Source organism: Nostoc sp. 'Peltigera membranacea cyanobiont' 210A (assembly GCF_002246015.1).
GTDB lineage: Bacteria > Cyanobacteriota > Cyanobacteriia > Cyanobacteriales > Nostocaceae > Nostoc.
Genome location: NZ_NOLJ01000005.1, coordinates 151,543 through 177,133, shown reverse-complemented (window position 1 = coordinate 177,133; position 25,591 = coordinate 151,543). Strand labels below are relative to the sequence as shown.

General features: G+C 42.0%; 25 protein-coding genes. 9 read left to right on the top strand and 16 right to left on the bottom strand.

Annotated elements, in window-relative coordinates; genetic code table 11:
• Position 1: 1 nt before the first annotated feature.
• Positions 2–799: an HAD-IIB family hydrolase gene (locus tag CDG76_RS16930; protein WP_094350146.1), complete on the bottom strand. Its 798-nt coding sequence runs from the start codon at positions 797–799 to the stop codon at positions 2–4.
• 104 nt (positions 800–903) lie between these two features.
• Between CDG76_RS16930 and CDG76_RS16925 the strand changes: the two genes are divergently transcribed.
• Entirely contained in the window at positions 904–1,728 is an 825-nt protein-coding gene (locus tag CDG76_RS16925) for a hypothetical protein (protein WP_190240875.1), read from the top strand.
• A 202-nt stretch (positions 1,729–1,930) separates the two neighbouring features.
• On the opposite strand, the gene CDG76_RS16920 is transcribed toward CDG76_RS16925, so the two are convergent.
• The 4 genes from CDG76_RS16920 to CDG76_RS16905 form a co-directional block, all read right to left on the bottom strand.
• Positions 1,931–2,641, bottom strand: coding sequence for a DevA family ABC transporter ATP-binding protein (locus tag CDG76_RS16920; protein ID WP_190240874.1), 711 nt, complete (start codon positions 2,639–2,641; stop codon positions 1,931–1,933).
• Positions 2,642–2,766: 125 nt separating this feature from the next.
• Positions 2,767–3,921, bottom strand: coding sequence for an ABC transporter permease DevC (gene devC / locus CDG76_RS16915; protein ID WP_094350144.1), 1,155 nt, complete (start codon positions 3,919–3,921; stop codon positions 2,767–2,769).
• 168 nt (positions 3,922–4,089) lie between these two features.
• A complete protein-coding gene (locus CDG76_RS16910) occupies positions 4,090–5,514 on the bottom strand; it encodes an HlyD family efflux transporter periplasmic adaptor subunit (protein ID WP_094350143.1) in 1,425 nt (474 codons plus the stop codon).
• A gap of 1,227 nt (positions 5,515–6,741) precedes the next feature.
• Entirely contained in the window at positions 6,742–7,479 is a 738-nt protein-coding gene (locus CDG76_RS16905) for a phycocyanobilin:ferredoxin oxidoreductase (protein ID WP_094350142.1), read from the bottom strand.
• Positions 7,480–7,680: 201 nt separating this feature from the next.
• Between CDG76_RS16905 and CDG76_RS16900 the strand changes: the two genes are divergently transcribed.
• Positions 7,681–7,908 (top strand): hypothetical protein, encoded by a 228-nt coding sequence (locus CDG76_RS16900; RefSeq protein WP_094350141.1) that lies wholly within the window; start codon positions 7,681–7,683, stop codon positions 7,906–7,908.
• Between the two features lie 42 nt (positions 7,909–7,950).
• Here CDG76_RS16900 and CDG76_RS16895 read toward each other — a convergent pair whose 3' ends face one another.
• The 5 genes from CDG76_RS16895 to CDG76_RS16875 all read right to left on the bottom strand — a co-directional run bounded on the left by CDG76_RS16895 (position 7,951) and on the right by CDG76_RS16875 (position 12,066).
• A complete protein-coding gene (locus CDG76_RS16895) occupies positions 7,951–8,547 on the bottom strand; it encodes a Maf family protein (protein WP_094350511.1) in 597 nt (198 codons plus the stop codon).
• Positions 8,548–8,795: 248 nt separating this feature from the next.
• On the bottom strand, positions 8,796–9,341 hold the full coding sequence (psbP, locus tag CDG76_RS16890; RefSeq protein ID WP_094350140.1) for a photosystem II reaction center PsbP: 546 nt from the start codon (positions 9,339–9,341) through the stop codon (positions 8,796–8,798).
• Between the two features lie 367 nt (positions 9,342–9,708).
• Complete coding sequence (locus CDG76_RS16885; RefSeq protein WP_094327886.1) at positions 9,709–10,047, bottom strand: ribulose bisphosphate carboxylase small subunit; 339 nt, start codon at positions 10,045–10,047, stop codon at positions 9,709–9,711.
• Between the two features lie 45 nt (positions 10,048–10,092).
• A complete protein-coding gene (rcbX, locus tag CDG76_RS16880; RefSeq protein WP_094350139.1) occupies positions 10,093–10,503 on the bottom strand; it encodes a RuBisCO chaperone RbcX in 411 nt (136 codons plus the stop codon).
• 132 nt (positions 10,504–10,635) lie between these two features.
• Positions 10,636–12,066 carry a form I ribulose bisphosphate carboxylase large subunit gene (locus tag CDG76_RS16875; RefSeq protein WP_094350138.1) on the bottom strand — a complete coding sequence of 477 codons (1,431 nt, stop codon included), beginning with the start codon at positions 12,064–12,066 and terminating at the stop codon, positions 10,636–10,638.
• Positions 12,067–12,969: 903 nt separating this feature from the next.
• Here CDG76_RS16875 and CDG76_RS16870 point away from each other — a divergent pair.
• The 4 genes from CDG76_RS16870 (at position 12,970) to CDG76_RS16855 (ending at position 17,132) form a co-directional block, all read left to right on the top strand.
• Complete coding sequence (locus CDG76_RS16870) at positions 12,970–14,076, top strand: ligand-binding sensor domain-containing protein (protein WP_094350137.1); 1,107 nt, start codon at positions 12,970–12,972, stop codon at positions 14,074–14,076.
• Between the two features lie 110 nt (positions 14,077–14,186).
• Positions 14,187–14,966 carry a 3-methyl-2-oxobutanoate hydroxymethyltransferase gene (gene panB / locus CDG76_RS16865; protein ID WP_094350136.1) on the top strand — a complete coding sequence of 260 codons (780 nt, stop codon included), beginning with the start codon at positions 14,187–14,189 and terminating at the stop codon, positions 14,964–14,966.
• A gap of 625 nt (positions 14,967–15,591) precedes the next feature.
• The gene (gene dapB / locus CDG76_RS16860) at positions 15,592–16,428 is read left to right on the top strand and encodes a 4-hydroxy-tetrahydrodipicolinate reductase (protein WP_094350135.1); all 837 of its coding nucleotides are present in this window, start codon (positions 15,592–15,594) and stop codon (positions 16,426–16,428) included.
• Positions 16,429–16,445: 17 nt separating this feature from the next.
• Positions 16,446–17,132 carry a phosphate ABC transporter permease gene (locus tag CDG76_RS16855; RefSeq protein WP_094350134.1) on the top strand — a complete coding sequence of 229 codons (687 nt, stop codon included), beginning with the start codon at positions 16,446–16,448 and terminating at the stop codon, positions 17,130–17,132.
• Between the two features lie 486 nt (positions 17,133–17,618).
• Here CDG76_RS16855 and CDG76_RS16850 read toward each other — a convergent pair whose 3' ends face one another.
• The 3 genes from CDG76_RS16850 to CDG76_RS16840 form a co-directional block, all read right to left on the bottom strand.
• On the bottom strand, positions 17,619–19,031 hold the full coding sequence (locus tag CDG76_RS16850; RefSeq protein WP_094350133.1) for a right-handed parallel beta-helix repeat-containing protein: 1,413 nt from the start codon (positions 19,029–19,031) through the stop codon (positions 17,619–17,621).
• Between the two features lie 101 nt (positions 19,032–19,132).
• On the bottom strand, positions 19,133–19,762 hold the full coding sequence (locus CDG76_RS16845) for a precorrin-8X methylmutase (protein WP_094350132.1): 630 nt from the start codon (positions 19,760–19,762) through the stop codon (positions 19,133–19,135).
• A 109-nt stretch (positions 19,763–19,871) separates the two neighbouring features.
• A complete protein-coding gene (locus CDG76_RS16840; protein WP_094350131.1) occupies positions 19,872–20,681 on the bottom strand; it encodes a TPM domain-containing protein in 810 nt (269 codons plus the stop codon).
• A 360-nt stretch (positions 20,682–21,041) separates the two neighbouring features.
• On the opposite strand from CDG76_RS16840, the gene CDG76_RS16835 reads away from it, so the two are divergent.
• Positions 21,042–21,362: a DUF2281 domain-containing protein gene (locus tag CDG76_RS16835; RefSeq protein ID WP_094350130.1), complete on the top strand. Its 321-nt coding sequence runs from the start codon at positions 21,042–21,044 to the stop codon at positions 21,360–21,362.
• The gene (locus tag CDG76_RS16830; protein WP_094350129.1) at positions 21,362–21,805 is read left to right on the top strand and encodes a PIN domain-containing protein; all 444 of its coding nucleotides are present in this window, start codon (positions 21,362–21,364) and stop codon (positions 21,803–21,805) included. Before CDG76_RS16835 ends, CDG76_RS16830 begins: the two co-directional genes overlap by 1 nt.
• A gap of 292 nt (positions 21,806–22,097) precedes the next feature.
• On the opposite strand, the gene CDG76_RS16825 is transcribed toward CDG76_RS16830, so the two are convergent.
• From CDG76_RS16825 to CDG76_RS16815, 3 genes are all read right to left on the bottom strand, one after another.
• On the bottom strand, positions 22,098–22,427 hold the full coding sequence (locus CDG76_RS16825; protein WP_094350128.1) for a hypothetical protein: 330 nt from the start codon (positions 22,425–22,427) through the stop codon (positions 22,098–22,100).
• A 94-nt stretch (positions 22,428–22,521) separates the two neighbouring features.
• Positions 22,522–23,061, bottom strand: coding sequence for a hypothetical protein (locus CDG76_RS16820; RefSeq protein WP_094350127.1), 540 nt, complete (start codon positions 23,059–23,061; stop codon positions 22,522–22,524).
• An 11-nt stretch (positions 23,062–23,072) separates the two neighbouring features.
• A complete protein-coding gene (locus CDG76_RS16815) occupies positions 23,073–23,423 on the bottom strand; it encodes a YtxH domain-containing protein (RefSeq protein ID WP_094350126.1) in 351 nt (116 codons plus the stop codon).
• A gap of 719 nt (positions 23,424–24,142) precedes the next feature.
• Between CDG76_RS16815 and CDG76_RS16810 the strand changes: the two genes are divergently transcribed.
• Positions 24,143–25,534, top strand: coding sequence for a malic enzyme-like NAD(P)-binding protein (locus CDG76_RS16810; protein ID WP_094350125.1), 1,392 nt, complete (start codon positions 24,143–24,145; stop codon positions 25,532–25,534).
• Positions 25,535–25,591: the final 57 nt, after the last annotated feature.

The following is a 25,591-nucleotide window of genomic DNA, read 5'->3' as shown; positions in this document are numbered from 1 at the left end:
CCTAACTGGGGATGTGCAAGCTTTTTAAAATATAACTAGATAACTCACAAAAACCTTCCCCTTCGGCAGCAGTAGTAATGTAAGCAGGCTGATATTTCAATTGATTCACATATTCCAGCACGTTAGCCACGCCTACAGAAACAGGAAAATAACGCCGATCAAATAAACTTTCATCATTGGGACTATCGCCAACAGTGACAATTTCTTCTGATGAGTACTGGGGCAAATACTCACGCAATACCTGCAACAATCCCACAGCTTTATCTTGTCCTTGGAGTTTAATGTGACACTGCACGTTGCTATAGGTAAATCCCCAACCCATTTGTTGACAGAGATTATCTAGGGTTTGTAGTTCGTCTTCACGCAAACCAGCTACATCAAAAGTCCAGTCGGTGACGCGAAAGCGATTATCAGCAGATTCTTGGATTTGGGGAAATTTAGTTTGTAAATTCTCAAAAGTCGTAGCCAAGTGCTGGCGATGTTGAACTAAATCGGGAATGGGTGTTAAAACTACTGGTTTCTGATTTCCAGGTGGAAAGTATAAACCGCCATTTTCTGCCATCGCACCTGCTACTGGCATCAAACTACTCAATCCACTTACCCACCCAGCCGAACGTCCGGTGACAATTAGCACTTTAATGTCAGCTGTGGCTAAATCCTCTAAAGCTTGTAGCAGTGCTGGAGTAAATTTTCCTCGTCTAGTCAGGGTGCCATCCATATCTGTGGCTATCAGACGAATCTTGCTAAAGCTTGTAGATGAAACCTCAGATAGGGGAGCGAGGCTCAAATCTCTGGACATATACGATTTGTAAAAGGCTGTAAAAAATATTTATCATACAGCAAGATGACCTTGAAGATTTGGGCATCCTAAACATCAGGAGTCAAGTTTTTCAGTTTCCCACCATGTCCACTTCAATGTTTCTTGCCCAATCCTCCGGGAAAAAGACTACTAAAAAGGCATCCCAGGAAGTGCCAGCAAGTAATCCTCAAATACCACCATTACTGTTGGTAACTTCTGGAGGACTGGCTTTAGTGGTGATTGCTTTGATTGTGTATATTAAACTCCAGAAAGATAAGCTGGAGAAAAAACTTAAGTTTGAACAATTCCGCGCGCGAGAACTAGAGAAAAAGTTTAAGCTAGCGCTGGAAACAATTCGCAAAATGGAAACTAATCCCGATTTGGTGAACTCACGGGACTTTAACCTGGATTATCTGCGAATGCGGATGTCAGAGGAGGTGTTTCATTTTGCAATTCTTAATCAAATAAAGATTCAGATCAAAGAAAAAATTTCTCAAGCCCTGCGTCCAAATCAAGCCCAACAAGGATCGGTTGGAATTGCTAATAGTGCTGGACGGCAAGTAGATGAAATTTTTGATGTCGAGTATGAGACTGGTAGTCCAGGAAATTCTGCTAAACGGGTGCTGTTTCGGATTCAAATCAAGTTAATGAAGTTACCGACGCAAGCAACTTCTGCGACTATTAGTCAAATTATTGATTGTATAGAAACTTACCTAAGCCCTATAGAAGACGAAGATAGTTGGCAACCAATAATTCAAGGTCGGATTGCTACCATGCATTGGGATCAAAAGGCTAAACCTACGCCTTTACTAGTGCTAGAACAATCGAATGAAGGCGTGAATGTAACTTTCCGTACTAGTCGCCAACCAAATACTCCAACTCCACCAAAGCCATCTGGAATTAAAAAATCAGGCTCGGCTAGACAATAAATTATGGTTGTCATTAGTCATTGGTCATTGGTCACTTGTACTGAGTTTCGACTGCGCTCAACTACCGCGTAGTCGTACCCCTTGCCTACGGCACGCTGCGCGAACGGGGAAGCAAGCTACGCGCAGCGTCTTGTAGAGAAGTGCAGCCTCTCCAAGAGTTGTATTGGTCATTCACAAAGGACAAATGACTAATGACTAAAAATCATGACTGAATAACTGTATTGGGGGAATTACGGGTTAAAAGACCATCTTCCATTTCGACAATGCGATCGGCTATGTCTAAAATGCGGTTGTCGTGTGTCACCAATAAGATAGTAGTTCCCTGATTTTTGGCTAGACTCTGCATTATTTCTACAACATCGCGTCCTGATTGTTTGTCTAATGCGGCTGTTGGTTCGTCTGCTAGTACCAAGGGGGGACGGTTCACTAAGGCGCGGGCGATCGCAATTCTTTGTTTTTGTCCACCAGAAAGATTGTCTGGGTAGTAATCAACTCGTTCTTCTAGACCAACAGACCCTAGCATGGCTTTTGATTTAGCCATTGCTTCTGCTTGAGAAATATTATCGTTCAATTCCACTGCCATTTGCACATTTTGCTTGGCTGTCAAGAACCCTAGCAAATTGTGAGCTTGGAAAATATAACCAATGTTGCGTCGCATCTGCACTAATTTGTTTTGACTGACGCCAATAAGTTCTTCACCTAAAAATTTTAAACTTCCCTCTTGTACAGACCGCAAACCGCCAATTAAGCTCAGTAATGTTGTTTTACCTGAACCTGATGGGCCGGTCATAATCACAATCTCACCTGGATAAATGTCTAGGTTGATGTCAAATAATATCTGTTTTCTCAGTGAGCCTTTGCCATAGAAGTGATTGAGATTTTTAATGGCGATTACAGGTTCTTTTTCTATCATATTTTTGTTAGTTATAAATTAGTAGTTCCAAAAATTAACTGTATTGACTGTCAGAAATTAAATTTGCTTAGTTACGATCATAAATCAAATTTATTGTTAATATCTTTTAATTAATACAATATTAATTAAAAGATATCTGCTGGATCGGCAGAGCGTAATTTCCTAACTGCGATCGCACCAGAAATGATGCACATTAGCATAGTCAAAATCAATACCATTGTCGCTCGTTCAAAACTCATAAAGACTGGTAAGAGTGTTGCATTTCTGGCACTGTCATACATAAATAAGGCAAAAACTATTCCAGGAAAATAGCCTAAAACTGCTAATAATAAAGCTTCTTGAAGAATGACCGTCAATAAATAGTTTTGTGTGTAACCTATCGCCTTGAGAGTAGCGTACTCAGCCAAGTGGTCTGCAACTTCTGTATAAAGAATTTGATAAACAATCACAGTACCCACAATGAAACCCATGACAGTCCCTAATGTGAAAATAAAGCCAATAGCTGTACTATTTGCCCAGTAACTCCGCTCAAAATCAATAAATTCTTGTTTAGTTAAAACATTTACTTCATTAGGTAAATACTTTCGTAATTGTTGGGCAACAACATTAGCATCTGCTCCCGGCTTTAATCTAATTAGCCCAATATCAATTAATCCTTTTTGACGATTATTGAATATTCGGAAAAAGTTGATATCGCTCGTAATTAAATTACCATCTGCACCAAATGATGCACCTAATGTAAAGAGTCCTCCTACTTTAATTCGCCGCCTTCGTACTTCTGCCGTTACAGGCTTACCTTGGTCATAATTAGCAGCGATCGGCCCATACTCTACTCTAGAAGAACGGTCAAATAGAACTACATCAGGTAGTTTAAGTTTATCTAAATTTTCCTGAACTCCAGGTAAGTTAACTAGGTTAGTTTCTGGGTTCATTCCAAAAATTAGGATACTCCGAGGACGCCCGGTTACAGGATTTTTCCAGATTGTAAAGTCCAAATAGATCGGATGTACTGATTGAACTGCGGGTAATTCTAAAGCTTTATATAATCGTCGTTGCGAAAAGCTTCTCATCGCCAATATAGCGTTAGATTGACTATTAATTAAAACAATATCGCCTTGCAAGCTGTTATGGAATCGAACGTTACTATAATACAGAGCATCCCGAAAGCCGAGTTGCATAAACATTAAAATATCAGCAAAAGCAATTCCTGCTAAAGCCACAGCTAGGCGAGTTTTTTCCCTTGTCAGTTGTAGCCACGATAGAGGTATTTTTTGATTCATTTTATAGGCGTCTCAACAAGAGTAGCAATTTTAGATTTTCAACCCATTATGGTGACACCCGTACCGGATTGATAGAATGTTTAAAATTGATTAAACAGACCATTCAAGAATATTTTTAATCCAAAATATCAAATTATGGATTAAGATTACTGCTCACCGACAACTTAATTAATTATTAATATCGACAATAACTTTGGCGTAAGTTAAACCAGAAACTTTCAGGCTATCTTCTGGAGACAGAGCAATTTTAACTTCTACAACTCTGGCATCCACATCTGCGGCTGGATCTGTATTCAGCACATCTTTTTTACCAATTTTTCTGCCAATATCAGTGACAGTTCCCTTTAATTCGCCGCTAAATGCGCCGTTATCACTGGTGATAGTAGCATTTTGACCAAGACGCACTTTCCCAATGCTGTCTTCAGCGACTTCAGCAATTACAAACATTTGGTTAGTTTGGCCAATTTCAGCAATGCCATTTGCGCCGATCGCTTCACCCGATTTGGTGTAAACTTTTAAAATCTCTCCAGCGATTGGTGCTTGAACGTAGCTTAACCTTAGTTCTGCTTCCGCTTTTCTAACATTTGCGATCGCATTACTAACTTGAGCTTGCGCTACTTGCACATCGGTAGGACTAACATCTAAAATTCGGCTTAGTTTGGCCTTTTCTTCATCGATTTGTCTTTGCAAAGTTGCCACATTTTTATCGCGGTTAACTTTAGCTTCGATTAACTGCTGTTGCAAAGTTGCTGAATTTTGTATTTGGTTGGCTCTAGCCTCAGCAAGTTGCTGTCGCAAGGTTGCCAATGTCTGCTTTAGGGTAGCTTGGCTTTCAGCCACCTGCTGATTAGCAGTTATTGCACTCAAGCGTCTTCTATCCCGCTCTTGCTGAGAAATAGCACCTTCTTTGTATAAATAATCATAGCGTCCGGCATCGACTTGAGCATTGCGCTGTTCGGCTTGAATACGTGTAACCGTTGCTCTGAGAGCATCTCTTTGCCCACTAAGTTCAGCTTCTAGGCGATTCACGGTTGCTTGTTGGACAAGTTTATCACCACTTAACTGAGCTGCAACCCGCGCGATCGTTGCTTGCCCTGCATTCCTTTCGCCAATTAACTGCGCTTGTAGGCGAGCGATAACTGCTCTTTGAGCTTGAATATCTCTGGGAGAGCCAGCCCTGACTTGCGCTAAATTCGCACTGGCTTCTTGGACTTTCGCTTTTGCCTCTTGTAGTCCAGCTACTTGGGTATCGCGGTTGTCCAAAATTGCCACAATTTGACCCTGCTTTACCCGTTCACCCTCTCTCACCAGAAGTTGCTGAATTCGTGACGATGGCGCTAATCCTGATGATGGGGCGGATAATTTAACAACTTCGCCTCGCGGTTCCAAACGCCCTACAGCACTAATGCTATTGGTAGATGGCATTACTGGTACGGATGTAGATAGTTTTCTTAACTGCTCGATTTTGGCCGTACCTAGTATCCCAGCGGCGATTACTACTGGCACGGCTACAGCGATACCCCACCAAATCTTAGGTTGTTCATGATTTAGTGTCTGTTCACTTGGTTTCGGCTTTTCAGTCACCCTTGACATAGTATGTTGCCCATTTACCTGAATTGTGCTGATGGAAATAAAAATAAAAAGGTTTTTAATCAACAGCCAGCTGTTAGGACAAACAACAGTGGTTTCAAGCTGGGTATGGCTTAAAAATCCATTGTGTGATGAACGTTCAACACTATGGCTTTACAAAATGGTGTTTTCTATAGCGATTCCTCGTACCCTACGGTTACTCCTTAGGAGAACTCGTAGAGTAGCCGCTACGCGTTTATGTATGCAATACACTTTGACCTCTCTCCAAACGTCTCTCCTAAAAGGAGAGAGGCTTTGAGGCTTACTTGCTCCCCTTGCAGCAATAAAAGTTTTTCTGCTTCCCTCTCCTAACAGGAGAGGGTTAGGTTGAGGTAGGGAAGAGGGGGGTTATATCACAATACAGTTCAGATAAGCCCAAAACACTTGTAGAGACGGCGATTTATCGCGTCTCAAAAACCCAAAATTTTTGCCAGTAGCCCTTAACTGAACCGTATTGGGTTATATCATGTCCGCTTGATTACTTACTAAACCCCAAGAACCCCACCCCGCCAAAGCTACGCTTCGTCTCCCCTCCCCGCCTGCGGGGAGGGGTGCAATGATTGTGGAAATCATAACTAATTACCCGGACTTGATATTAGGTCTGTATTGAAACTGAGAAACGCTATAGTAGCTGGCTATTCAATAACTCTGAGTATTATTGAGACATGAGTGCAATGGGAGTTAGCAGAATTCACAAGCAGTATGAATCTAGATATAGAGACGCGATATATTGCGTCTCTATAAAAAATTCTAAATTGGTATGATGCGGTACTTTACTGCTACATTCACTACAGCTATAGTTAGTCACAAAATTGAAAAGAAACATCAAAAATAGACTGTTGCCTTTGTTGGACACAATCTTGCTAAAAAAGTTAGTCTTCCTTAAGTCAATCAACGATTAACTAACTAAAAAATGTCTGTTCACCCTGAGCGAAGTCGAAGGGTCAATTTAAACATTCCTAACATCAGAGTTTCCTTAACTTTCTGGTCAATGAGTTAGCTGTCTCTAGTTGTTTGCACCTACCAAGACAACAAACCATTTTGTGATATTCGCTTCAAAGACCTTACTATTCTCCCTGTTCTGTTTTGGAACTCCATAAAACTCTCGTTGAATGAATTCTACATTTATCCATTAGCTGAAAACGTAGCAGAGCCTACAGATGGGGGAGATGAGGCAGATGGAGGGGATGATTAAGTTGGGAGGTCGAATAAAACTGTGGTCATGTAATTTTCTGCCCAAGCTGGCCCAAAGGCTTTTTCTAGAACGCGGCGGGTTTTATCATTTTGCTGCTGTTTGGTGCAGTAGTTTTGCTGTCCGGCGAGATTTTGGGTGACTTGTTCAACTGAAACAGGATGTGAGGCGATCGCTTGGATGCAATGAATATCTAAAAATTCTCGCACCCGCGAGAGAAACATTGTTTCTTCTTCTGGGGAACTGGGGCGCACAAAGATGCAAAAATCTGAAAAAATATTTCCCCATTCTGGTAATTCACGGGGTTGGGAAAAGTTAAGCACTGTTAGCTGTGTCAGCGCAGAAGTATAAGATTCTGGTAAGGTGCGTTCTACTTGGATAGGAGAAAGGTCTGCGATCGCTGCACTAATTTGACCTCTACCCCCAACTAAATCACAACCAAACATCGGCAGGTTGTATTCTGGACGGGGAAACATGACGCAGTGCAAAATATCCAGCATATTTCCGATTTTTGCCAGTTCCAAGTGCATTTTCCGAAACTGGGGCGTTTGATAGCAACGGTTTTCAATCGTCAGTTTTTCGCCTTCTAGTCTACCTTCTACATACCCCAACTCATTAGGCAAATGGTAAGGGGATAAATCCAGGTGCTGATGCCAAGCTGCCTCAATACAATCAGCTAGCTGACGAATTAGGGGATGTTGTTGCTCACGCAGCGAGGGCATAGAAGTAAATGACATATTCTAGTTGGGAATGCGATCTAATGGCCAGTCTACAACCTGTCGTGCCATACCTGTTGTGGTCTGCAATATAAGCAAACACTTACACCCAGCCAACGTAAATTTATAAGACAGATACTTTTCACAATGATTATTTATTTTGTAGTCTAGGTTACAGAAATAATTTTAGATTAGCCCATTTGTGAAGGTTAATAGAAAGCTATGAAACTAGATTCTCATAGACCGGATTTTGCTGTGCAAGCAAGAACGTACAATCTGGAAGGCTTACAGAGGTTCAGAGCTTCTACTTGGGTAAACCTTTTGCAACTTCCCAGCCCCTTTAGTTTTGACGAAGCACTTTTATTGTGTCCGGTTTCAGCAGATGAGTGGCTAGCCTGGATTCCAGATCATGGCGAAGCAATACTCAATATCAGGCAATTTAGTTATTAGTCATTTGTCATTTGTCATTGGTTAATAACTTTAAACAAATGACTATTGCTGCCAGAAATCAGTGACATCGTATCCCAATTCCTCTAGCATGTGCCGCAGCAGGGGTAAACTGAGTCCAATTACATTGCTGTGACAGCCTTCAATTTTTTCCACGAAGAAACTACCAAAACCCTCAATGGCAAAGGCACCAGCACACTTGAGTGGTTCACCAGTGGCAACATAAGCTTTAATTGCCTTTTCGCTCATTTCAGCAAAGTAAACTCTTGTAACTTGAGACTTGACTAAAGTACGGTTTTGGTTATGGTCAATTAAGGCGTGACCTGTGTACAAGTCGCCAAAGTTACCTTGCATTATCTGCCAACGAGCGATCGCTTCAGAGAAGTCTGCTGGTTTGCCGTAAATTTCACCATTGATGGACAAAACTGAATCACAACCCATAATCAAAGCTGATTCAAACTGTGGGGCTACAGTTTGTGCCTTGTAGTCGGCAAGAGTTTTGACCAATTCTGCTGGTTCACTTAGTTCAATTTGCGACTCATCAAAGTCACTTGCTCGAACTATCGGTTCAATACCAACAGTTTGCAACAAGCGGCGTCGGGCTGGGGAAGCTGAAGCAAGTACAAAAGGTGGAATTTTCATGATCTGACTAACTTGGTAATTGGGGATGGGGTACTGGGCACTTGTACTGAGCGACTTGCCTTGACTTGTGCCGAGCGTACCCCTCCGGGGAAGCAAGCTACGCGTAGCGTCTTGTAGAGAAGCCGAGGTAGCGAAGTCGAAAGGAGCCGAAGTATTGGGCATTGCTTATTTCCCTTGTTCCCCTTTTCCCTCAGTCTTTTTTTAATTTTTAATTTTTAATTTTTAATTGATGTCTCCCTATTCCCCAATTAATAGACAGAAAAAGAATTAACAACCTCATCAATCATCCGTTTAACTTTCTGCCAGCGTTTTTCAGGAATTGAGGCGTTGAAGGTAAAAACTTTACCACGACTCACAGCAACGCTGGCGATGTTGTGTCGTTGCTGTTGATTGGGGAGTTTTACCTCATACTCTAAAAGGTAGTAGATTTTACCGTCTACTTCTCGCTGTGCGGCATTGACTAATTCCGCCGAACGACCAGAGTCAGGAGGTGCAAGAGCCGCTTTTCCTAATTTGTATCCTACCTCTGTTGGGGTTCCCAATTCTGACAAAGTTTTGCCTTCTGGAACTGGGCTAATCACAACCGAAACATTTTCAGACACCTCAATCAAATCGTGGAAAACCACATCTGGCCCATCGGCAACTTTAACTGGCAGCCAGCCGTTAGGATATAAAAACTGATAGCCATCACTAGTGTCTACAAAGCTTTTGAGTCCAGCCGCAGCCGCTACATCCGAATTACTCAGACTGAAGCTTAACACCAATAGCAAAATTAATACAATTCGTTTCAACATTTCTACAGATTCCTTTGGGCTGGAGACAACACTAGGCTTGCATCATTTCTCGTCTTTATTGTCCCACCAAGCGGGACGCTTCGGATAATGCATTAGATCGTGAAGCTTCAATTCCCAAATGTCGGCAAATACTTCCTGAACTACTTAGGTTCACGTCTAATGGTAATCTTGCAACCGAACCTGATATTACTTCTTGTAGTATTATTCCTCTCTTAAAAAACGTAGAGGCACACAGAGAATAACTCCGCGTCCCTTTGCGTAAACCTCTGCGTCCCTCTGCGTTTCAAAAAAAATTTAGTAAATAGGAGAGGCAGATAATTCTACCTCTCCTATGGGGATAAACTAAATTACTTAAAGCTAGCTAGCTTTAGTATCTGTTAGCTTTGTTGGGTTTGTGAACAAGAAAGCTGAGAATTTGGCACTGCTTGATGTTGTCAAAACCTACAACACGGATATAGCTGGTGTTGAATTGAGAACGGCATCCTTGGACTTCGCTCAAAACTTCTTGAGTGGATTTAGCACCGAACAAAGGCAGCTTCCACATTGTCCAATATAATTCTGTTGGCTCAGAAGTTTCGTTGAACTCGATCGCTGGAATGTAACCTTGATTCAAAATGTACTGGATCTGCTTGGCAATTTGAGCGTCAGTCAGGGGTGGCAGATAAGAAAGGGTTTCGTAACGACGCTCTTTTGGTAAAGTTTGCATAGCTTTTGATAATGGGTTGCGATTTTTACTACTAGGTTGACCGAACTAATTGGATAAGTTATCCAAATTCTGATCTGAAGTTGCTTGCTGTTCTGGTTGCAGACTGGGGTTAGATGTGTCTACTACTTGTGTGATGCGTTCTAAATGCTGGCGACGCTGTTCCATATTGGCTTGCTGAATGCCAGTGCGAACCATTTCCGGTAAAAATTCTGCAATTTCTTCCGCAATGTGTTCTCTGACAGTCATGATTCGCAAAGCCAAATCTGGTTTTTCTCGCAACAATTGCTCAATGAATGACTCACCATTTTGAATTTTGCCAGACGAAAAGTTATGCAACCAAAGTTCTAATGGCGGATTAGTTTCGCCTAGCTGTGCCAATACTGTCCTTAGAGCCTGATAAGTCAGATAGCTTTGGAGAGTTTTGGCTGTGTCCTTCGCAATTTGCTTAAGATTCATGCTTGACCCCAGCCCTGAAGAGTTATGAGTTATGAGTTATGAGTTATGAATTAATGCAAATCCTAACTCTTGTACAGACGCGATTCATCGCGTCTCTACTTCTAACTCTTAACTCTTAACTGTTAACCCAGATCAGACGGTATCCATTGCTTCAAACTCGAACTTGATTTCTTTCCACAGTTCGCAAGCAACAGCCAGTTCAGGAGACCACTTGGCAGCTTCGCGGATGATATCGTTACCTTCACGAGCCAAGTTACGGCCTTCGTTACGAGCTTGAACAACAGCTTCTAAGGCGACGCGGTTAGCGGTTGCACCAGGAGCGTTACCCCAAGGGTGTCCTAAAGTACCACCACCGAATTGTAGTACGGAGTCATCACCAAAGATTTCTACCAGTGCGGGCATGTGCCATACATGGATACCACCAGAAGCAACTGCCATTACACCAGGTAGAGAAGCCCAGTCTTGAGTAAAGTAGATACCACGAGACTTGTCTTGCTCAATGTAGTTTTCACGCAACAGATCAACGAAGCCCATTGTGATGCCGCGCTCACCTTCCAACTTACCAACTACTGTACCAGTGTGGATGTGGTCGCCACCAGATAAACGTAGGGCTTTAGCTAATACACGGAAGTGGATACCGTGGTTCTTTTGACGGTCAATTACAGCGTGCATCGCACGGTGAATGTGCAGCAAGATACCGTTGTCGCGGCACCAACGAGACAATGTGGTGTTGGCGGTGAAACCTGCGGTGAGGTAGTCATGCATGATGATGGGCATTTTGAGTTCTTTTGCGTACTCAGCCCGCTTCAGCATTTCTTCACAGGTAGGAGCGGTAACGTTTAGGTAGTGACCTTTAATTTCACCGGTTTCTGCTTGAGCTTTATTGATAGCTTCAGCTACGAACAAGAAGCGATCGCGCCATCTTTGGAATGGTGCGGAGTTGATGTTTTCGTCGTCTTTGGTGAAGTCCAAACCACCGCGTAAGCACTCGTATACAGCACGTCCGTAGTTCTTAGCGGAAAGACCCAATTTGGGCTTAATGGTACAACCCAGTAAAGGACGACCGTATTTGTTTAACTTGTCGCGCTCAACTTGGATACCGTGAGGAGGCCCTTGGAAGGTCTTGATGTAAGCTACTGGGAAACGGATGTCTTCTAGACGCAGTGCCCGCAGAGCTTTGAAACCAAATACGTTACCAACAATTGAGGTCAATACGTTGGTTACAGAACCTTCTTCAAACAAGTCCAAAGGATAGGCAACGTAACAAATGTACTGGTTGTCTTCGCCGGGAACTGGTTCGATGTCATAGCAACGACCTTTGTAGCGATCGAGGTCGGTGAGCAAATCTGTCCACACAGTTGTCCAAGTACCTGTGGAAGATTCAGCCGCAACAGCCGCACCTGCTTCTTCGGGAGGAACACCAGGCTGAGGTGTCATACGGAACGCAGCTAGAAGATCGGTATCTTTTGGTGTGTAATCCGGTGTGTAATAAGTTAGTCTGTAATCTTGAACCCCGGCTTTATACCCAGATTTGCTCTGAGTCTTCGTTTGAGCGTAAGACATATTTTATCCTTCCCTGAAATCACTCTTTTTAATTATCAAATCACGTTTCGTGCAACTTCCCCTCACCCCGCCCCTGCCCCCTTGACCGAGGGGAAGATCGGGAAAACATTTTGTTAAGAGTTGCCTTTGGCAGAGATTAGCAGTTTTTTTGCGGCGGACACTTTGGTAGCGGTGGTAGCCCTCCTCACCAGTGTTTTCCCCTTCTAGGGGTACACGACCTAGCGCTTCTACTGTTTCCTCTTGCTAAAAATCAAAATTCTTTTTTACCTCTTCTTCGCACCCAACTAAACCTTCTCAATTTCACCAAAACTTCCGCCTTTTTTGGGCAGCATTTAGATAATTCCCCCATAAATCAGGGTATTCAGGGGATTGGGCTGGCTGGCACACATTCCCGCCTTTACACTCCTTATATCTTTCCCTTTGATGGAAAAGATACCAGAAAAGAATTTACTTGACAGAGATTTAGCAGAGTGGTGAGCAAAAGATAAAAGAATTGCACACCACGTAATTTGTAACTTGTTTCACAATATATCAAGAATTCGATAAGTTATTCTTTGAAAGTTTTTAACTTATCTATTTAATTTTGTTATTACATAAAGATTTAAACTTTTTGTTACAAAAGCTTTACAAAATGTCATTAATGGGATCTGGGGACTGGGGACTAGGGATTGGGGACTAGGAAATAAATATTTAGAAACGTGGATTAAATAAGGAGAGGGATTGAGGGTGAGGGAAACCAGGGACATAAATTGTATGTTATTTAATTTTTATTCATTAGGAATACTTTTTTATTACCCAATCCCCAGTCCCCAGTCTCCAGTCCCCAATCCCCATCCCCAATGTTTGAAAAATCTCAGCTAGGGGAACACTGAAATTAACCCAAAGCCAGTTTAGGTAAATGCTATGGGTACTGTCTCCAAAGGAAATGTCACCGTGGTATTGTTTTACAAGCGTACTAGTTTATTAATTACTTCTATCTTGCTGGGGTTGATAGCTTTGCCAAATATGGGATGGGCGCAAAAAACCCCTAAGATTAATTCATCTGATGTAACCCCCGCTTACCCACTTTCCCCACCGCCACCGCGAGTAGAACCTTTGCCCGATGAGCGGGGAGTTGAAGAAAATTCGCCAAAAACTGATTATCGTGTTGGTAACTTACTGGGAGATGTTACAGGTAATCTTTGGGTAGGTTCTTGGCGGGGACTATCGCGGATTGATCCTAAAACCGGCAAGATTATTTCTCGTGTTAGCTTACCGAATGTTGCCATTGGTGCTTTAGCCCAAGACAAAGTAGGACGTTTGTGGGTAGGAAGTTATGAAGGACTAGTGCGAGTTGACCCCCGCACTAACGAAATCACCGCACAAAATTTATTTTTGCCTTCTAAACGCGTTTTGTCACTGTTACTTGACAAACGGGGTTATTTATGGACTGGAACCGATAGCGGTTTAGCTCTAATTAGTCCCGACCAAGGCTTGATTATGACAACATTAAAAAATCTGCCTGGTGTCAGCGCTAACGCCCTGACTTTAGATGCTGAAGGTCAATTGTGGGTTGGTACTCTAGATGGATTGGTACGGGTAAATACTGCTAGTGCTGCGATTATGAAGCGAATAGCCGATTTACCAGGGACGACTGTACAAGCTTTAGCTATTAGTCCAGAAGGGTTAATTTGGGCAGGAATGCCGAATAATTTGCTAGTTATTAACCCAAAAACTGGTGCAGTGTTGCGGTCTGTAACCCGCTTGCGTGGGCGTGATGTAACGGCGATACGTTTTGCTAAAGATGGTAGTGTCTGGGTCGGGACTAATAATGGTTTGTTACGATTAGATCCAAATACAGGAGCTGTATTAGACGGAGAAGTTGCTGGACTTCCTTCTAGTCGGGTTCTTACCATTGCACCTGATATCGGCAATAAATTATGGATTGGCACTAGTGAAGGTCTAGCTTGGTTAATGCCCAAAACCGACAGTGCAAAACCCCATATTGCTTTCAGTCGCGCTGTTAAGTAGGGATTAGGGGACAGGTTACAGGGTAAAGGGGACTGAATTCTTTCTAATAGCCCATCACCTATTACTTATCCCCTACCCCCCATCACCTATCCCCTATCCCCTAATTCAAAATGGCAATCACTACCCAGCAATTAATTCAATGGAAACAACAGGGACGTTCAATTGTCGCGTTGACCGCCTGGGATTATGCGATCGCTCAACTCCTCGATGCAGCTGGTGTAGACTTAATCCTTGTGGGTGACTCGATGGCAGTAGTTTTAGGGTATGAAACAACACTGCCAATTACTTTGGATGAAATCATCTATCACGCCAAATCTGTGCGCCGTGGAGTTAAACGGGCATTAATAGTTGTAGATTTACCATTTTTGACGTATCAAGAAAGTCTCCAACAAGCGATGCACTCAGCTGGGCGAGTACTAAAGGAAACGGGCGCTCAAGCGGTAAAGTTAGAAGGTGGCTATCCAGCGATCGCTGAAACTGTGACTCGTTTAGTAGAAGCCGGAATTCCGGTTATGGGTCATGTCGGTTTGACACCACAATCAATACATCAACTGGGTTTGCGACAACAAGGTAAGACGCAAGAAGCCAGTGAGAGGATTTTACAAGAAGCGATCGCTCTCGAACAAGCGGGTGTATTTTCTCTAGTTTTAGAGCATATACCCGCAGATTTGGCAATGCAGATTTCACAAAAATTGAGTATTCCCACAATTGGTATCGGTGCGGGAATTCACTGCGATGGACAAGTTTTAGTTACTTCAGATGTCCTTGGACTTGCCCAAAAGCATCCACCATTCGCCAAAGTTTATACAAATTTGCGCGAGACGATTACCAAAGCCGTGCAAGATTATGCTGTGGAAGTGCGAGAGCGGAAGTTTCCTGAGAAAAGTTAAAGAAATAAGCTGCAATCGAGAACATAAAAAACCCCGACTTGATAGCCGAGGTAGATGGGAGAAGTCCAAATGTCGATGGGATATTTTAAAACCGAAGTCTGTTTTTCTTAGTTAACACCCAACGCAACCAAAACTATATAGGTAATAGACAAGGTGCAATTTTAGCTATGCGGCTTACTTTTGGGCTTTACTAAGCTATGTAAATAAATATAACAATAATATTACAAATGGTCAACTAGACTTGACAAACAAAGGCTGATATATTTTATAAGGACTACTTATCAAGGCAGTACGATCCGCAAATAAAACGGGTTACTGAGTAAGATAGTGGGATGAAAACGAGAACCGATCTTTTGGGAAGTAGAAAAACTAAGCGATTAGCTGCACAATTCAGGGTAGGTGGCAATACAGTTCAGTTAAGCATTTCTCCCTTCTCTTTCTTCTCTTCCTTTGCGTACTTGGCGTCCTTAGCGGTTCGTTAAAAAAATTGACTTTGACAAAAAGTTAAGCCTTAACTGAACCGTATTGGGGTAGGTGGAATTAAGCCAAAAATTTGAGAAGCTAGCTACTAGATCGCGAAAGTCTTTACAATTCCCTTGTTGACTCAAAAAGTATTTCTCGACCTATGACGAATCAAGCTCCTATCCCGGTTATTGTCAACGGTGCTGCTGGCAAAATGGGCCGTGAAGTGATTAAGGCGGTGGCGCAAGCACCTGACTTAAACCTAGTGGGTGCAATTGACCACAGTTTGGAACATCAAGATAAAGATGCTGGGGAGTTGGCGGGTTTAAGCGAACCTTTGGAAGTGCCGATTACCAATCAATTAGAACCGATGTTGGGGTATGTGGCTGGCGACAGACAGTCTCCTCCAGGAGTGATTGTAGACTTTACCCATCCCGATTCAGTTTATGACAATATTCGCAGTGCGATCGCTTACGGTATTCGTCCTGTAGTCGGCACCACTGGGTTAAGTCCAGAACAAATTCAAGACTTGGCAGATTTTGCCGACAAAGCTAGTACAGGTTGTCTAATTATTCCTAATTTTTCCATTGGCATGGTACTGTTGCAACAAGCCGCGATCGCAGCCTCAAAATATTTTGACCATGTGGAAATTATCGAACTGCATCACAACCAAAAAGCTGATGCTCCCAGTGGTACTGCCATTCAAACGGCGCAGTTATTAGGAGAATTGGGTAAAACTTTTAACCCTGCTCTTGTAGAAGAAACGGAAAAATTAGCAGGGGCGAGGGGCAGTATCGCAGATGAAGGGATTAGAATTCATAGCGTCCGCTTGCCGGGATTGATTGCCCATCAGGAAGTGATTTTTGGCGCAGCAGGACAGATTTATACTTTACGACATGATACGAGCGATCGCGCTTGTTATATGCCAGGAGTGCTACTAGCGATTCGCAAAGTCTTAGCGCTAAAGTCGTTAGTATATGGATTAGAAAAGATACTTTAAACACACTCTCAGCACTCATGTTAGTACCACTGACTCGCCAGAAATTTGAACAAGTTGTCCCCCTAATTGCCACTGGTTTGCAGTATAAGTACTACTGGGGGAAGTTCTCAAATTTTTTGCAACGGCTGTTAATTTCTGTAGTTGCAGTAGTTGTTATTTTAATTGCAACAGTTGTTTTCAAGCTTGAGTTTGCTTCAATAGTATTTGTGCTAGGGGTAATTAGCGCTTTTTTTTGGCTGTGGTATCCAGTGTTTCAAGCAAGTATGCGGAATTTACAATGCCGCCGTTATAAATACGGTGGCTTTTTCCGTGGTCGAGTCCTAGATTGGTGGATTACAGACCAGTTGATGGGTAAAACCGAAACAGTCAACAACAAAGGCGAATTGGTGATTATAGAAAACCGAGAAAAACAGATAAATTTAGAGATAGGTGATGATACAGGATTTAGCATTGAGTTTGTAGCACCATTGCGTCCTGCCCACAAAGTTATTACTCGCGGTCAAATTGCAGAAATGGTAGTGATGTCAAATCGCCCAGATTTGAGCAGTATTGATGAATTCAGCGATATATACTTTCCCAATCGTAACCTGTGGATTAGCGATTATCCTTATCTGCGGCGGGATTTCTTTAACGAAGTCGGTCGCCGTTTGCGTGAAGACCAACAACAAAAACCGCGTCGGCGGCGTCGTAAAGTAGAGGATTGAAGAGGTAATTAGTATAGGCCAATACAGTTCAGAATGAGCAACAAAACCTAGATGTAGAGACGCGATTTATCGCATCTTGAAAGACCAATCATCTACACCAATAACCCTTAACCCAAGCGTATTGCAGTATAGACTTTTCTTTCAGAAGCGTACAAGAGAGACATAAACTCACACCCTGCATTTACGTATGGTGTGAGTCGTTTAGTAATTGTATCATGTCCGCTAGATTACTTATTAAACCTGAAGAACCCCACCCCGCCAAAGCTATGCTTTGTCTCCCCTCACCGCCTGTGGGGAGGGGCTGGGGGTGGGGTGCAATGACTATAGGAAATCATAACTAATTATACGGACATGATATTACGAGCCGTATATCGCAAATATTTCAGCAGTTTGCTCTTAACTGCAAAACTTCTCGATGCTCGTCCAGGAGGTTCAAACTTTCGGATTCCGGCTAATCTCTCCAACCCTGAATTTCCTACCTTATTGCTAACGAGAGCATCCCACTTGGATGAGTTTTCCTTGCAAACGATAAGTCACTGTCCCACAGGCAAAACCTGCCGACTTAGGTTCTACATAAGGTCGTGTTGGCGGATTTTGTTTATCTAACCGCGATTTCCAATCGCCGGATATTTTTTCTAGAGTAGGATACTTGCTTAAAAATTGTGAGCCTGCAACAATATCGTGAGACCCTTTAACATTTATTTTAGAACTATTAATGTAGATATTATAATCATAAATAACGTTTTTATTTTTAGTCTTATTATTAATGTTTTTTCCAGGAAAAGCATAAAGAATGTTCCTAAGAATTCTGACATCAGATGATGTATGAGCAAATATTTGCCCGCCATTAAGTTCTGGACTCTGGTTATTTAAAACAGCTGTGTTATTTACAATATCAACATGCTCGCTTAAAAATGCATGAATACCCGATCCACCATTATTAAATGCAAGATTATTTTTAACTAAAGTGTATCCTTTATATGCACCCAGTTTTGGGTTTTCATCATTTCTTGTACTATCGATAATAATACCATTACCATCAGTGATCTTTCCAACTGCAATCCAAGGGATATACATACGATTGTTGTAGGTTTTGTTGTTAGTAACAAACATCTTGTATCCCCGCTTGTTGTCAGAATTCCAACTGCTCAATATCGAAATGCCACTGCAACCATAAACGCTATACCAAGCATTATCGAACACTTCGTTATTATCTATTGTCACATAGTCCGATTGAATAGCGGAAATGCCTGCTCCTCCACACCCATGCACCTTGTTGTTGACAATACGTATATGGTGAGTACGACCATCTTTTCGCCCATCTGCATTAATGCAGTTTCCATTCGTTAGCGGGTTTAGTTTGTTAGTTTTCTGACTCATCGCATAATCAAGAGTTATGTTGGCATTGTTTCCTATCACCTCCAACCCATTTATCTCAATATATGACGCTCCCTTGTGAATGAAAATTCCCTGCCATCCATTGTGTTGAATTTTCGGTTGATGTCCAGGATATGCTTTAAACTTAATCCATGCATTTGCTGTTCCAGAGCGAGTAATAGATACTACATCCCCACTTGGTTTTGCATTCCTGTAGACTCCGTTCATAATCAATACTGTATCGCCGGGGTTAGTCAGATTTGCTGCCTTTTGAATTGTTCTAAAGGCGGATGAAGTAGAGACTCCGCTATTTGTGTCATTTCCAGCACCACTAACATAGTATGTTTTTGGAGTTGCCCTAATGCTGATTAGCTCACGGCTAGATAGGAGCATTTCCTTGTGAGTAGATACCTGATGAACATTTTTAACTAAAGATACTTTTATTGCTTCTCCATCAGCTAAAAGACTTAATACCACAGGAATTGCAAGATATGCGCTTAAACTGAAACCTTGAATTACCACAAGAAAAGGCTCCTTGAACGGCACGACTTAACAAAAATATCAGGATATTCAATGATTGATGAATACTCTTTTGGATACAAAATACAATAGAGCCGACTTTCCTAGCTCCCCCGATTTCCATCTTGTCCATAGGCTTGCCAAGCTAAGTCTACCAACCCATCAACGATCGCAGCTGCTACAACTGCATTACCTTTGCGGCTGTCAATTATAATGTGAGGCACTAGAGACTCTTGTAAACGCTCCTTAGCTTCATCAACATTTACAAATCCGACTGGAGTTGCGATTATTAAAGCAGGTCTAATTTCCTCAACTTCAATTAAATCCACCAGTGCAGTCAGTGCCGTTTGCGCTTGACCCACCACAAAAATGCCCTCTGGATAACGCTTTGCTAAGGTTTCTATTCCCCATGCTGCGCGAGTTTTTTCTTTTTGAGGGCGTGTGAGAGCTTCCATGCTGCAATACACTGGATTCGCAAAAGTGTTTTGAATGTCGTAGGCAATACCTACTTGTACCATCGGGACATCTACCACAATTGTGGTACGTGCGGCTAGCGCTGCTGCTCCAGCTTGCAAGGCACGCTCAGAAAAGCGAATCAAAGACTTATACTCAAAGTCAGCCGTGGCGTAGATTACCCGACGCACAATCTCATACTCTGCGGGTGAAAAGACATGATCGCCAATTTCACTATCAATGATTGCTAAACTTTGAGCATCAGTTACGTGCCATTCCATTTTTGTTGAGCTTCTCAAATATTAGCTTTCAGCTTATCAGCTTCAGAGAGTTAAGAGTTAGGAGTTAGGAGTTATAAGTTAATTAAACTACTCACTCCTAACTCCTCACTCATAACTCATTACTAGAAGAAGACCGACTGAAAATAGGAGATAGATAGGCAACCAAGACGCCAATGAGAAACCCAGAGATATTGCGAACCAAAGGCAACCAGTCGCTTGTACGTGTCACCACTGGCCCAATGCCGAAGGCAATAAACAATATTCCCCACAAAGGTGAGAAAATTAAAGCCCATTGCCAAGCAAAAACTTGTCCTTTATCGCGGGGTTGAGCTGCAAATCCACAAATCACCCCACCAATAATTGAGCTAATCAAGGTGAGAATCCATTGCTCTCGTGGTAGTCCGGGGACAACATTGCAACCCCCTTTGATTAAACAGCCTTTAACCGATTCTAAGGCTTGCAGAATGGCTTGGTCTTCGCCTTCTTCTCGGACAAAGTACAAATTACCGAAGCGGGTTTGCAGTTCTATCCAAAAAGTCCGGGGTAAAAGTTCATAAACAGCATCACCGACGCTAAAACTGAGGATGTTACCGCCACGAGAATCAGCAACGAGTAGAATGCTTTTGTCATCCAAACCCCAATATTTGATCACCGCGCGACCTGGGGTGCGGTCATATTGGGTCAATACTCGCAGTTTCCAGCCCGTATCAGCTTCAAACTGCTCTAAATCTTTGACAAGCTTTTCTTCTTGCAGCACAGGCAGAGATTTAGCTAAATCTACAACTGGGGTAAAGGTGTCAGGAAGTAACTCAGGATTGTCATAAGCCAGTGCTGGGGGAGAATGCATCACCCAAATTGACCCAGCCAGGAAAAATACTGCAATAGATACTAGAATTCGTCGCCAAAAACAAGATTGCATGGACGTTTTTATACAAATATTAACGGTAAAAGCGAACAAGTTGTTTTAAAAGAGTACTAGAAAAATGATAGTTCTTTACACTTGTTTACTTTACTCTAATCTAGGGGATCAAAGCAAAAGCTTTTTGGGGAGTGTGGAAAACTTTTAAAGCAAAACGCGGATTTTGTCAACTAGTTAAAATACTCAAAACATCCTTCATTAAAATGATGATCGTGTCTGGGGAGAGGGGAGGAGGCTAGAGACACTAGAATCATCCACCCTCTTTTTAATTATTATCGTCAAAGTTTTTAACAACTCAAAATTGACTAAGCCATAGCGGAGTTCCCCATACAATAAAAAGGGAATGATTAGAGGTGAGAGATGACTAACAAAGAATTATTAATCCAAGAAATAGAAACTTTACCGCCGGAGTTGCTAACAGAAGCACTCGATTTGATCCGTTCTATTAAGGTTAAATATACACAAAATGAGTTAGAACCAGATACGCTTAAACTTATTCCTTTAAGGGATTCTACAGAAACTTCTACTGATAAAGAGCAACTTACATACCGTCCTGCTTCTGGACGCTCCATCCTTCGACACGCTGGCACTTGGGAAGGTGACGACTTTGAAGAATGCCTTCAAGCAGTATATGCTACTCGTGGTCAAGCTAAATTTGATGACGAAAACCTATTTGAATAATGTATTTACTTGATACAAATCATTGTAGTGCCATTATTTTAGGCGATCCCAATATTGTCCGTCGCGTGAACGAAGTTGGAGAAAATAACATTGCTACTTGCGTAATTGTCCAGGGTGAAATGACATTCATGATGGAAAAATCCCAACGCAAGGAAAATAATCTGGTTCGCTTGACAGAATTTTTAAAAGATATTCGTACATACCACATAACAGAAGAAACAGCAACAATTTACGGTCAAATTAAAGCAGCTTTATTCAATAAATTTGCACCCAAAGATAAAAATAAGCGGCGAAAAACTAAAATTGTTGATTTAGGTTTTGATGAAAATGACATTTGGATAGCTGCTATTGCACTCCAAAATAATTTAACTATCGTTTCCAGTGATAGTGACTTTTTGCGAATTCAACAGGTGAGAAGCTTTTCGCTGTCATCTTGGGTTTGATTTATAGCATAGAGTAATAGCTGCATAATCACCTTTACAGTACCCATCGTTCAGCTGTAGTTAAAATACAGCTATCTCCAATTAAAATATATGGTGCAAAGGCTGTGTTCTCATTCCAGTCATTAACAAGAGAATAAAAAGTAATTTCATGATTAGATTTGGGGAACAATCTTTGTATTATTGTCTCAAAGAAAATTTCAAAATCAGGCTCATTCCTAAACCTAGAATTTATGAACTTCTCAAATTTATCTTGACTAAAATATTCTGCTCGACGATAAATGTCTAATTCACTTCAATAGTGTGTATCCAGTATATTTCCCACCTCTGGATATAAATATTTGCCAAAGTCACACAAATTGACAACATCACGAGTGCGAATGTAACCTTTATCAAAACTGCGATCTCCGCTAGGTTTGGCAAATACAAATAAATCCCCTATTGAACTGTCCCAAGATTTATATTGGCTATTAAAGCTATCTACAAATTTGCAAACAACTTCGTATGTACTTGGTTCATGACAGAAATTTGGGAACAAGCACATTTCTCCTAAAAAGACGGCTTCATTAAAATATGCTTCACCTATTTTCCCAAATTGCCGAATACAATGCCAAAGTTTATCCATAAACAAAAAAAATCGCTTTTTTTTAAGCTAATGAAATAGTACGTTTTGACACCGCAACAAGGAAGATTAGCAATGCCGTATGTCCTTTTTTTAATCAATCTTCATCATCAAAATTGTTTTCCCAGCTAGCGGCGTCGCTGTAACCGTCATTAACGCGGTATACTTCTGCTTTGCTCTGACGATTTTCTTGCTTTAGCACTTCTCGTTCTCGCAACGTTAGTGGTGGTTTTTCATTGCTTGGGGTGCGATCGCTCGTCCGCCTTACGGGTTTTTGGCGCGTGAAGTTTTTCCAAGCAGCTTTCGCGCCAATCAAGATGCTGCGCGTACCTAGTTGCAGATTTTGAGCCTGAATTCTTGCAGTATCAAGACTTTGGTCAACTTGCTTCACGACTTGACTAGCACTTTTTACACCTTCACTGACATCATCAGTTAAGTCAGTGATTTCTAAGCCAGTCACGCGGATAGCTTCTAAAGTGGGTGGTAACTCACGTGAGAGAGTATCAAATAGCTTTTCTGCACTGCGAGCCGCGCGTGCTAACTCCTGCAAAGCCGGTATTGCCGCCACTAAAACCGCAGTCAAGCTTGTGGCGACTAAAAGTAAAGAAAGTCCCAACCAAAACAGGGGTTCAATCACGGTTATGTCATTTATGAGCGTTCTAATTGCTGGGGAAGCGAATCTGAGTCTTCAACAGATGTTTGTCGCTTCAAGACTTGGCTTTCTTGCTGGCTGGCATCTACACCTGCTGCGATCGCTTCCCGTAATCTATCTAAAGTCTCATCCCAGTTTCGCAGTGCGCTAGCAGAGAGACGATCTGCCTGAATTTGCACACTCATTGATAAGTCTTCTGCCAATTCTGGGATAGCATTGGCGGATTTTTTCAAAATTTTACGCGTTTCGCGCCCTGTGCGTGGAGCCACGAGTAAACCGGTTAAAGCACCGATAGTAGCTCCCAGCATCAAACCGCTAATAAATACTCCAGAACGGTTATTAGACATCTTATTGTTTCTCCCCTTACACCCATTTTAGGTGGGTTTTCTCCCCTTGTAAGACTCAACTGATTTTATTCAGTTAATCTATGGTGACAAAATATCAGCCAGAAAAGTTGCTTTTACTGATTAATACTAAAAGCATTAATTACTTATAATTCAAAACTCCCCCTATCTCCCAAAGTTTTGATACCTCTGGTGGGGTCGCTTTATCTTATGTCTTGGGTAGTTTCGTACCCTTCTACTGAGGGAGACGCTCTTAATAATAAAGCTTTGAGGGTATGGAAAGGGGAAGCTAGCGCTAGAAGCCAATGCATCCTATGGGATCTTACTACGAACCTATCCCACTAATAATATTTTGTGAATCCAGATGTGGATAGTAGCAAGGTCAATAGAATGCGTCAAAATAAACCTTTCGACGCTCCCATCTCACGACGAGACGACGGTATTTGCGTTGAAGCTATAGTTATACAAATATTTACATACATAAAATATATAAAAAATATCTGGTGTATTTGGGTACAATTACTAAATTGTTACTCATTTATATTAGTAAATGCATTGGTATAAATAAAAATAATTATCAAAACTGTAAGCAGTGGGTAAACTAACTACTGATGATTATCCCAAAAGTTTGCATACATTGTGTTTCTACAGACTACAAATCTCAGATTTTAGTTTTTGTCTCAATTCAATATAAAATCTAAAACTTAAAATCCAAAATCAACATGGCAGACCTAACTCCTAATTCTAGTTTTAGTTTGACACTGCGCTTGCAGATTCCCAATCGTGTAGGGATGTTGGCGTCAGTAACACATGCGATCGCAACTACTGGCGGTAATCTTGGTCAAATTGATTTAATCGAGCAAACCCGCAAAGAGTCCACCCGCGATATTACTGTGGATGCTGCTAGTACTGAACACGCTGAAACGATTGTGCAAGCAGTCAAAGCATTGCCAGACATCAAGTTACTCAGTGTTTACGATCGCACCTTTAATTTGCATCGCGGTGGCAAAATCAGCATTACCAGTAGAATTCCCCTGAAGAGTGTTTCCGATTTGGCTATGGCTTACACACCTGGAGTTGGTCGAATTTGTACTGCGATCGCTCAAGACCCAGAGGAAGTTTACAACTTAACCATCAAACAAAACACCGTTGCCATTGTTACCGATGGTAGTGCCGTTTTGGGTTTGGGAAATCTCGGCCCAGCCGCCGCCCTACCAGTCATGGAAGGCAAAGCAATGCTATTCAAGGAATTTGCGGGGCTGGATGCTTTTCCCATTTGTCTCGCCACCCAAGATACAGAAGAAATTATCCAGGCAGTTAAGAATATTGCTCCAGTATTTGGAGGCGTGAATTTAGAAGATATCGCTGCACCTCGCTGCTTTGAAATTGAAAGAAGATTGCGCGAAGAGTTAGATATCCCCGTTTTTCACGATGACCAGCATGGTACAGCAATTGTCACCTTGGCAGCGTTATTTAATTCCCTGAAACTGGTACATAAATCCTTAGCAGAAATCAAGATTGTGATTAACGGTGCTGGGGCGGCAGGAGTAGCGATCGCTCGGTTACTCCGTAAAGCTGGGGCAGAACAAATCTGGATGTGCGACTCTAAAGGGATTATCTCTACCAATCGCACCGATTTGACAGAGGAAAAACTTGAATTTGCTGTGAAAGGTCAGGGTACATTGGCGGGTGCAATGCAAGGGGCAGATGTGTTTATTGGTGTCAGCGCACCAGGAGTTTTGACACCAGAAATGGTGCAATCGATGGCGAAAGATCCAATTATCTTTGCAATGGCAAATCCGATTCCAGAGATTCAGCCAGAATTAATCAGTAAAGATGTTGCTATCATTGCTACCGGTCGCAGTGATTACCCAAATCAAATCAATAATGTCCTCGCTTTTCCTGGGGTATTCCGTGGTGCTTTAGATTGTCGGGCACAGACAATTACCATCAAAATGTACCTAGAAGCCGCAAGTGCGATCGCTTCTTTAGTTAAGCCTTCAGACTTGGATCGGGAACATATTATTCCTTCAGTCTTTGATGAGCGCGTTGTCACTGCTGTTTCTGCTGCTGTGCAACGCGCCGCGCGTGAAGAAGGTATCGCGCGGAATTAATTAAAAGAGAATTCAGAATACAGAATTCTGAATGCTTTTCGATTGGGGATTTAGACC

Excerpts from the sequence above, each read along its gene's own strand:
- CDG76_RS16930 (WP_094350146.1), bottom strand. The coding sequence starts at position 799 with ATGTCCAGAGATTTGAGCCTCGCTCCCCTATCTGAGGTTTCATCTACA.
- CDG76_RS16925 (WP_190240875.1), top strand. The coding sequence starts at position 904 with ATGTCCACTTCAATGTTTCTTGCCCAATCCTCCGGGAAAAAGACTACT.
- CDG76_RS16920 (WP_190240874.1), bottom strand. The coding sequence starts at position 2,641 with ATGATAGAAAAAGAACCTGTAATCGCCATTAAAAATCTCAATCACTTC.
- devC (WP_094350144.1), bottom strand. The coding sequence starts at position 3,921 with ATGAATCAAAAAATACCTCTATCGTGGCTACAACTGACAAGGGAAAAA.
- CDG76_RS16910 (WP_094350143.1), bottom strand. The coding sequence starts at position 5,514 with ATGTCAAGGGTGACTGAAAAGCCGAAACCAAGTGAACAGACACTAAAT.
- CDG76_RS16905 (WP_094350142.1), bottom strand. The coding sequence starts at position 7,479 with ATGTCATTTACTTCTATGCCCTCGCTGCGTGAGCAACAACATCCCCTA.
- CDG76_RS16900 (WP_094350141.1), top strand. The coding sequence starts at position 7,681 with ATGAAACTAGATTCTCATAGACCGGATTTTGCTGTGCAAGCAAGAACG.
- CDG76_RS16895 (WP_094350511.1), bottom strand. The coding sequence starts at position 8,547 with ATGAAAATTCCACCTTTTGTACTTGCTTCAGCTTCCCCAGCCCGACGC.
- psbP (WP_094350140.1), bottom strand. The coding sequence starts at position 9,341 with ATGTTGAAACGAATTGTATTAATTTTGCTATTGGTGTTAAGCTTCAGT.
- CDG76_RS16885 (WP_094327886.1), bottom strand. The coding sequence starts at position 10,047 with ATGCAAACTTTACCAAAAGAGCGTCGTTACGAAACCCTTTCTTATCTG.
- rcbX (WP_094350139.1), bottom strand. The coding sequence starts at position 10,503 with ATGAATCTTAAGCAAATTGCGAAGGACACAGCCAAAACTCTCCAAAGC.
- CDG76_RS16875 (WP_094350138.1), bottom strand. The coding sequence starts at position 12,066 with ATGTCTTACGCTCAAACGAAGACTCAGAGCAAATCTGGGTATAAAGCC.
- CDG76_RS16870 (WP_094350137.1), top strand. The coding sequence starts at position 12,970 with ATGGGTACTGTCTCCAAAGGAAATGTCACCGTGGTATTGTTTTACAAG.
- panB (WP_094350136.1), top strand. The coding sequence starts at position 14,187 with ATGGCAATCACTACCCAGCAATTAATTCAATGGAAACAACAGGGACGT.
- dapB (WP_094350135.1), top strand. The coding sequence starts at position 15,592 with ATGACGAATCAAGCTCCTATCCCGGTTATTGTCAACGGTGCTGCTGGC.
- CDG76_RS16855 (WP_094350134.1), top strand. The coding sequence starts at position 16,446 with ATGTTAGTACCACTGACTCGCCAGAAATTTGAACAAGTTGTCCCCCTA.
- CDG76_RS16845 (WP_094350132.1), bottom strand. The coding sequence starts at position 19,762 with ATGGAATGGCACGTAACTGATGCTCAAAGTTTAGCAATCATTGATAGT.
- CDG76_RS16840 (WP_094350131.1), bottom strand. The coding sequence starts at position 20,681 with ATGCAATCTTGTTTTTGGCGACGAATTCTAGTATCTATTGCAGTATTT.
- CDG76_RS16835 (WP_094350130.1), top strand. The coding sequence starts at position 21,042 with ATGACTAACAAAGAATTATTAATCCAAGAAATAGAAACTTTACCGCCG.
- CDG76_RS16830 (WP_094350129.1), top strand. The coding sequence starts at position 21,362 with ATGTATTTACTTGATACAAATCATTGTAGTGCCATTATTTTAGGCGAT.
- CDG76_RS16825 (WP_094350128.1), bottom strand. The coding sequence starts at position 22,427 with ATGGATAAACTTTGGCATTGTATTCGGCAATTTGGGAAAATAGGTGAA.
- CDG76_RS16815 (WP_094350126.1), bottom strand. The coding sequence starts at position 23,423 with ATGTCTAATAACCGTTCTGGAGTATTTATTAGCGGTTTGATGCTGGGA.
- CDG76_RS16810 (WP_094350125.1), top strand. The coding sequence starts at position 24,143 with ATGGCAGACCTAACTCCTAATTCTAGTTTTAGTTTGACACTGCGCTTG.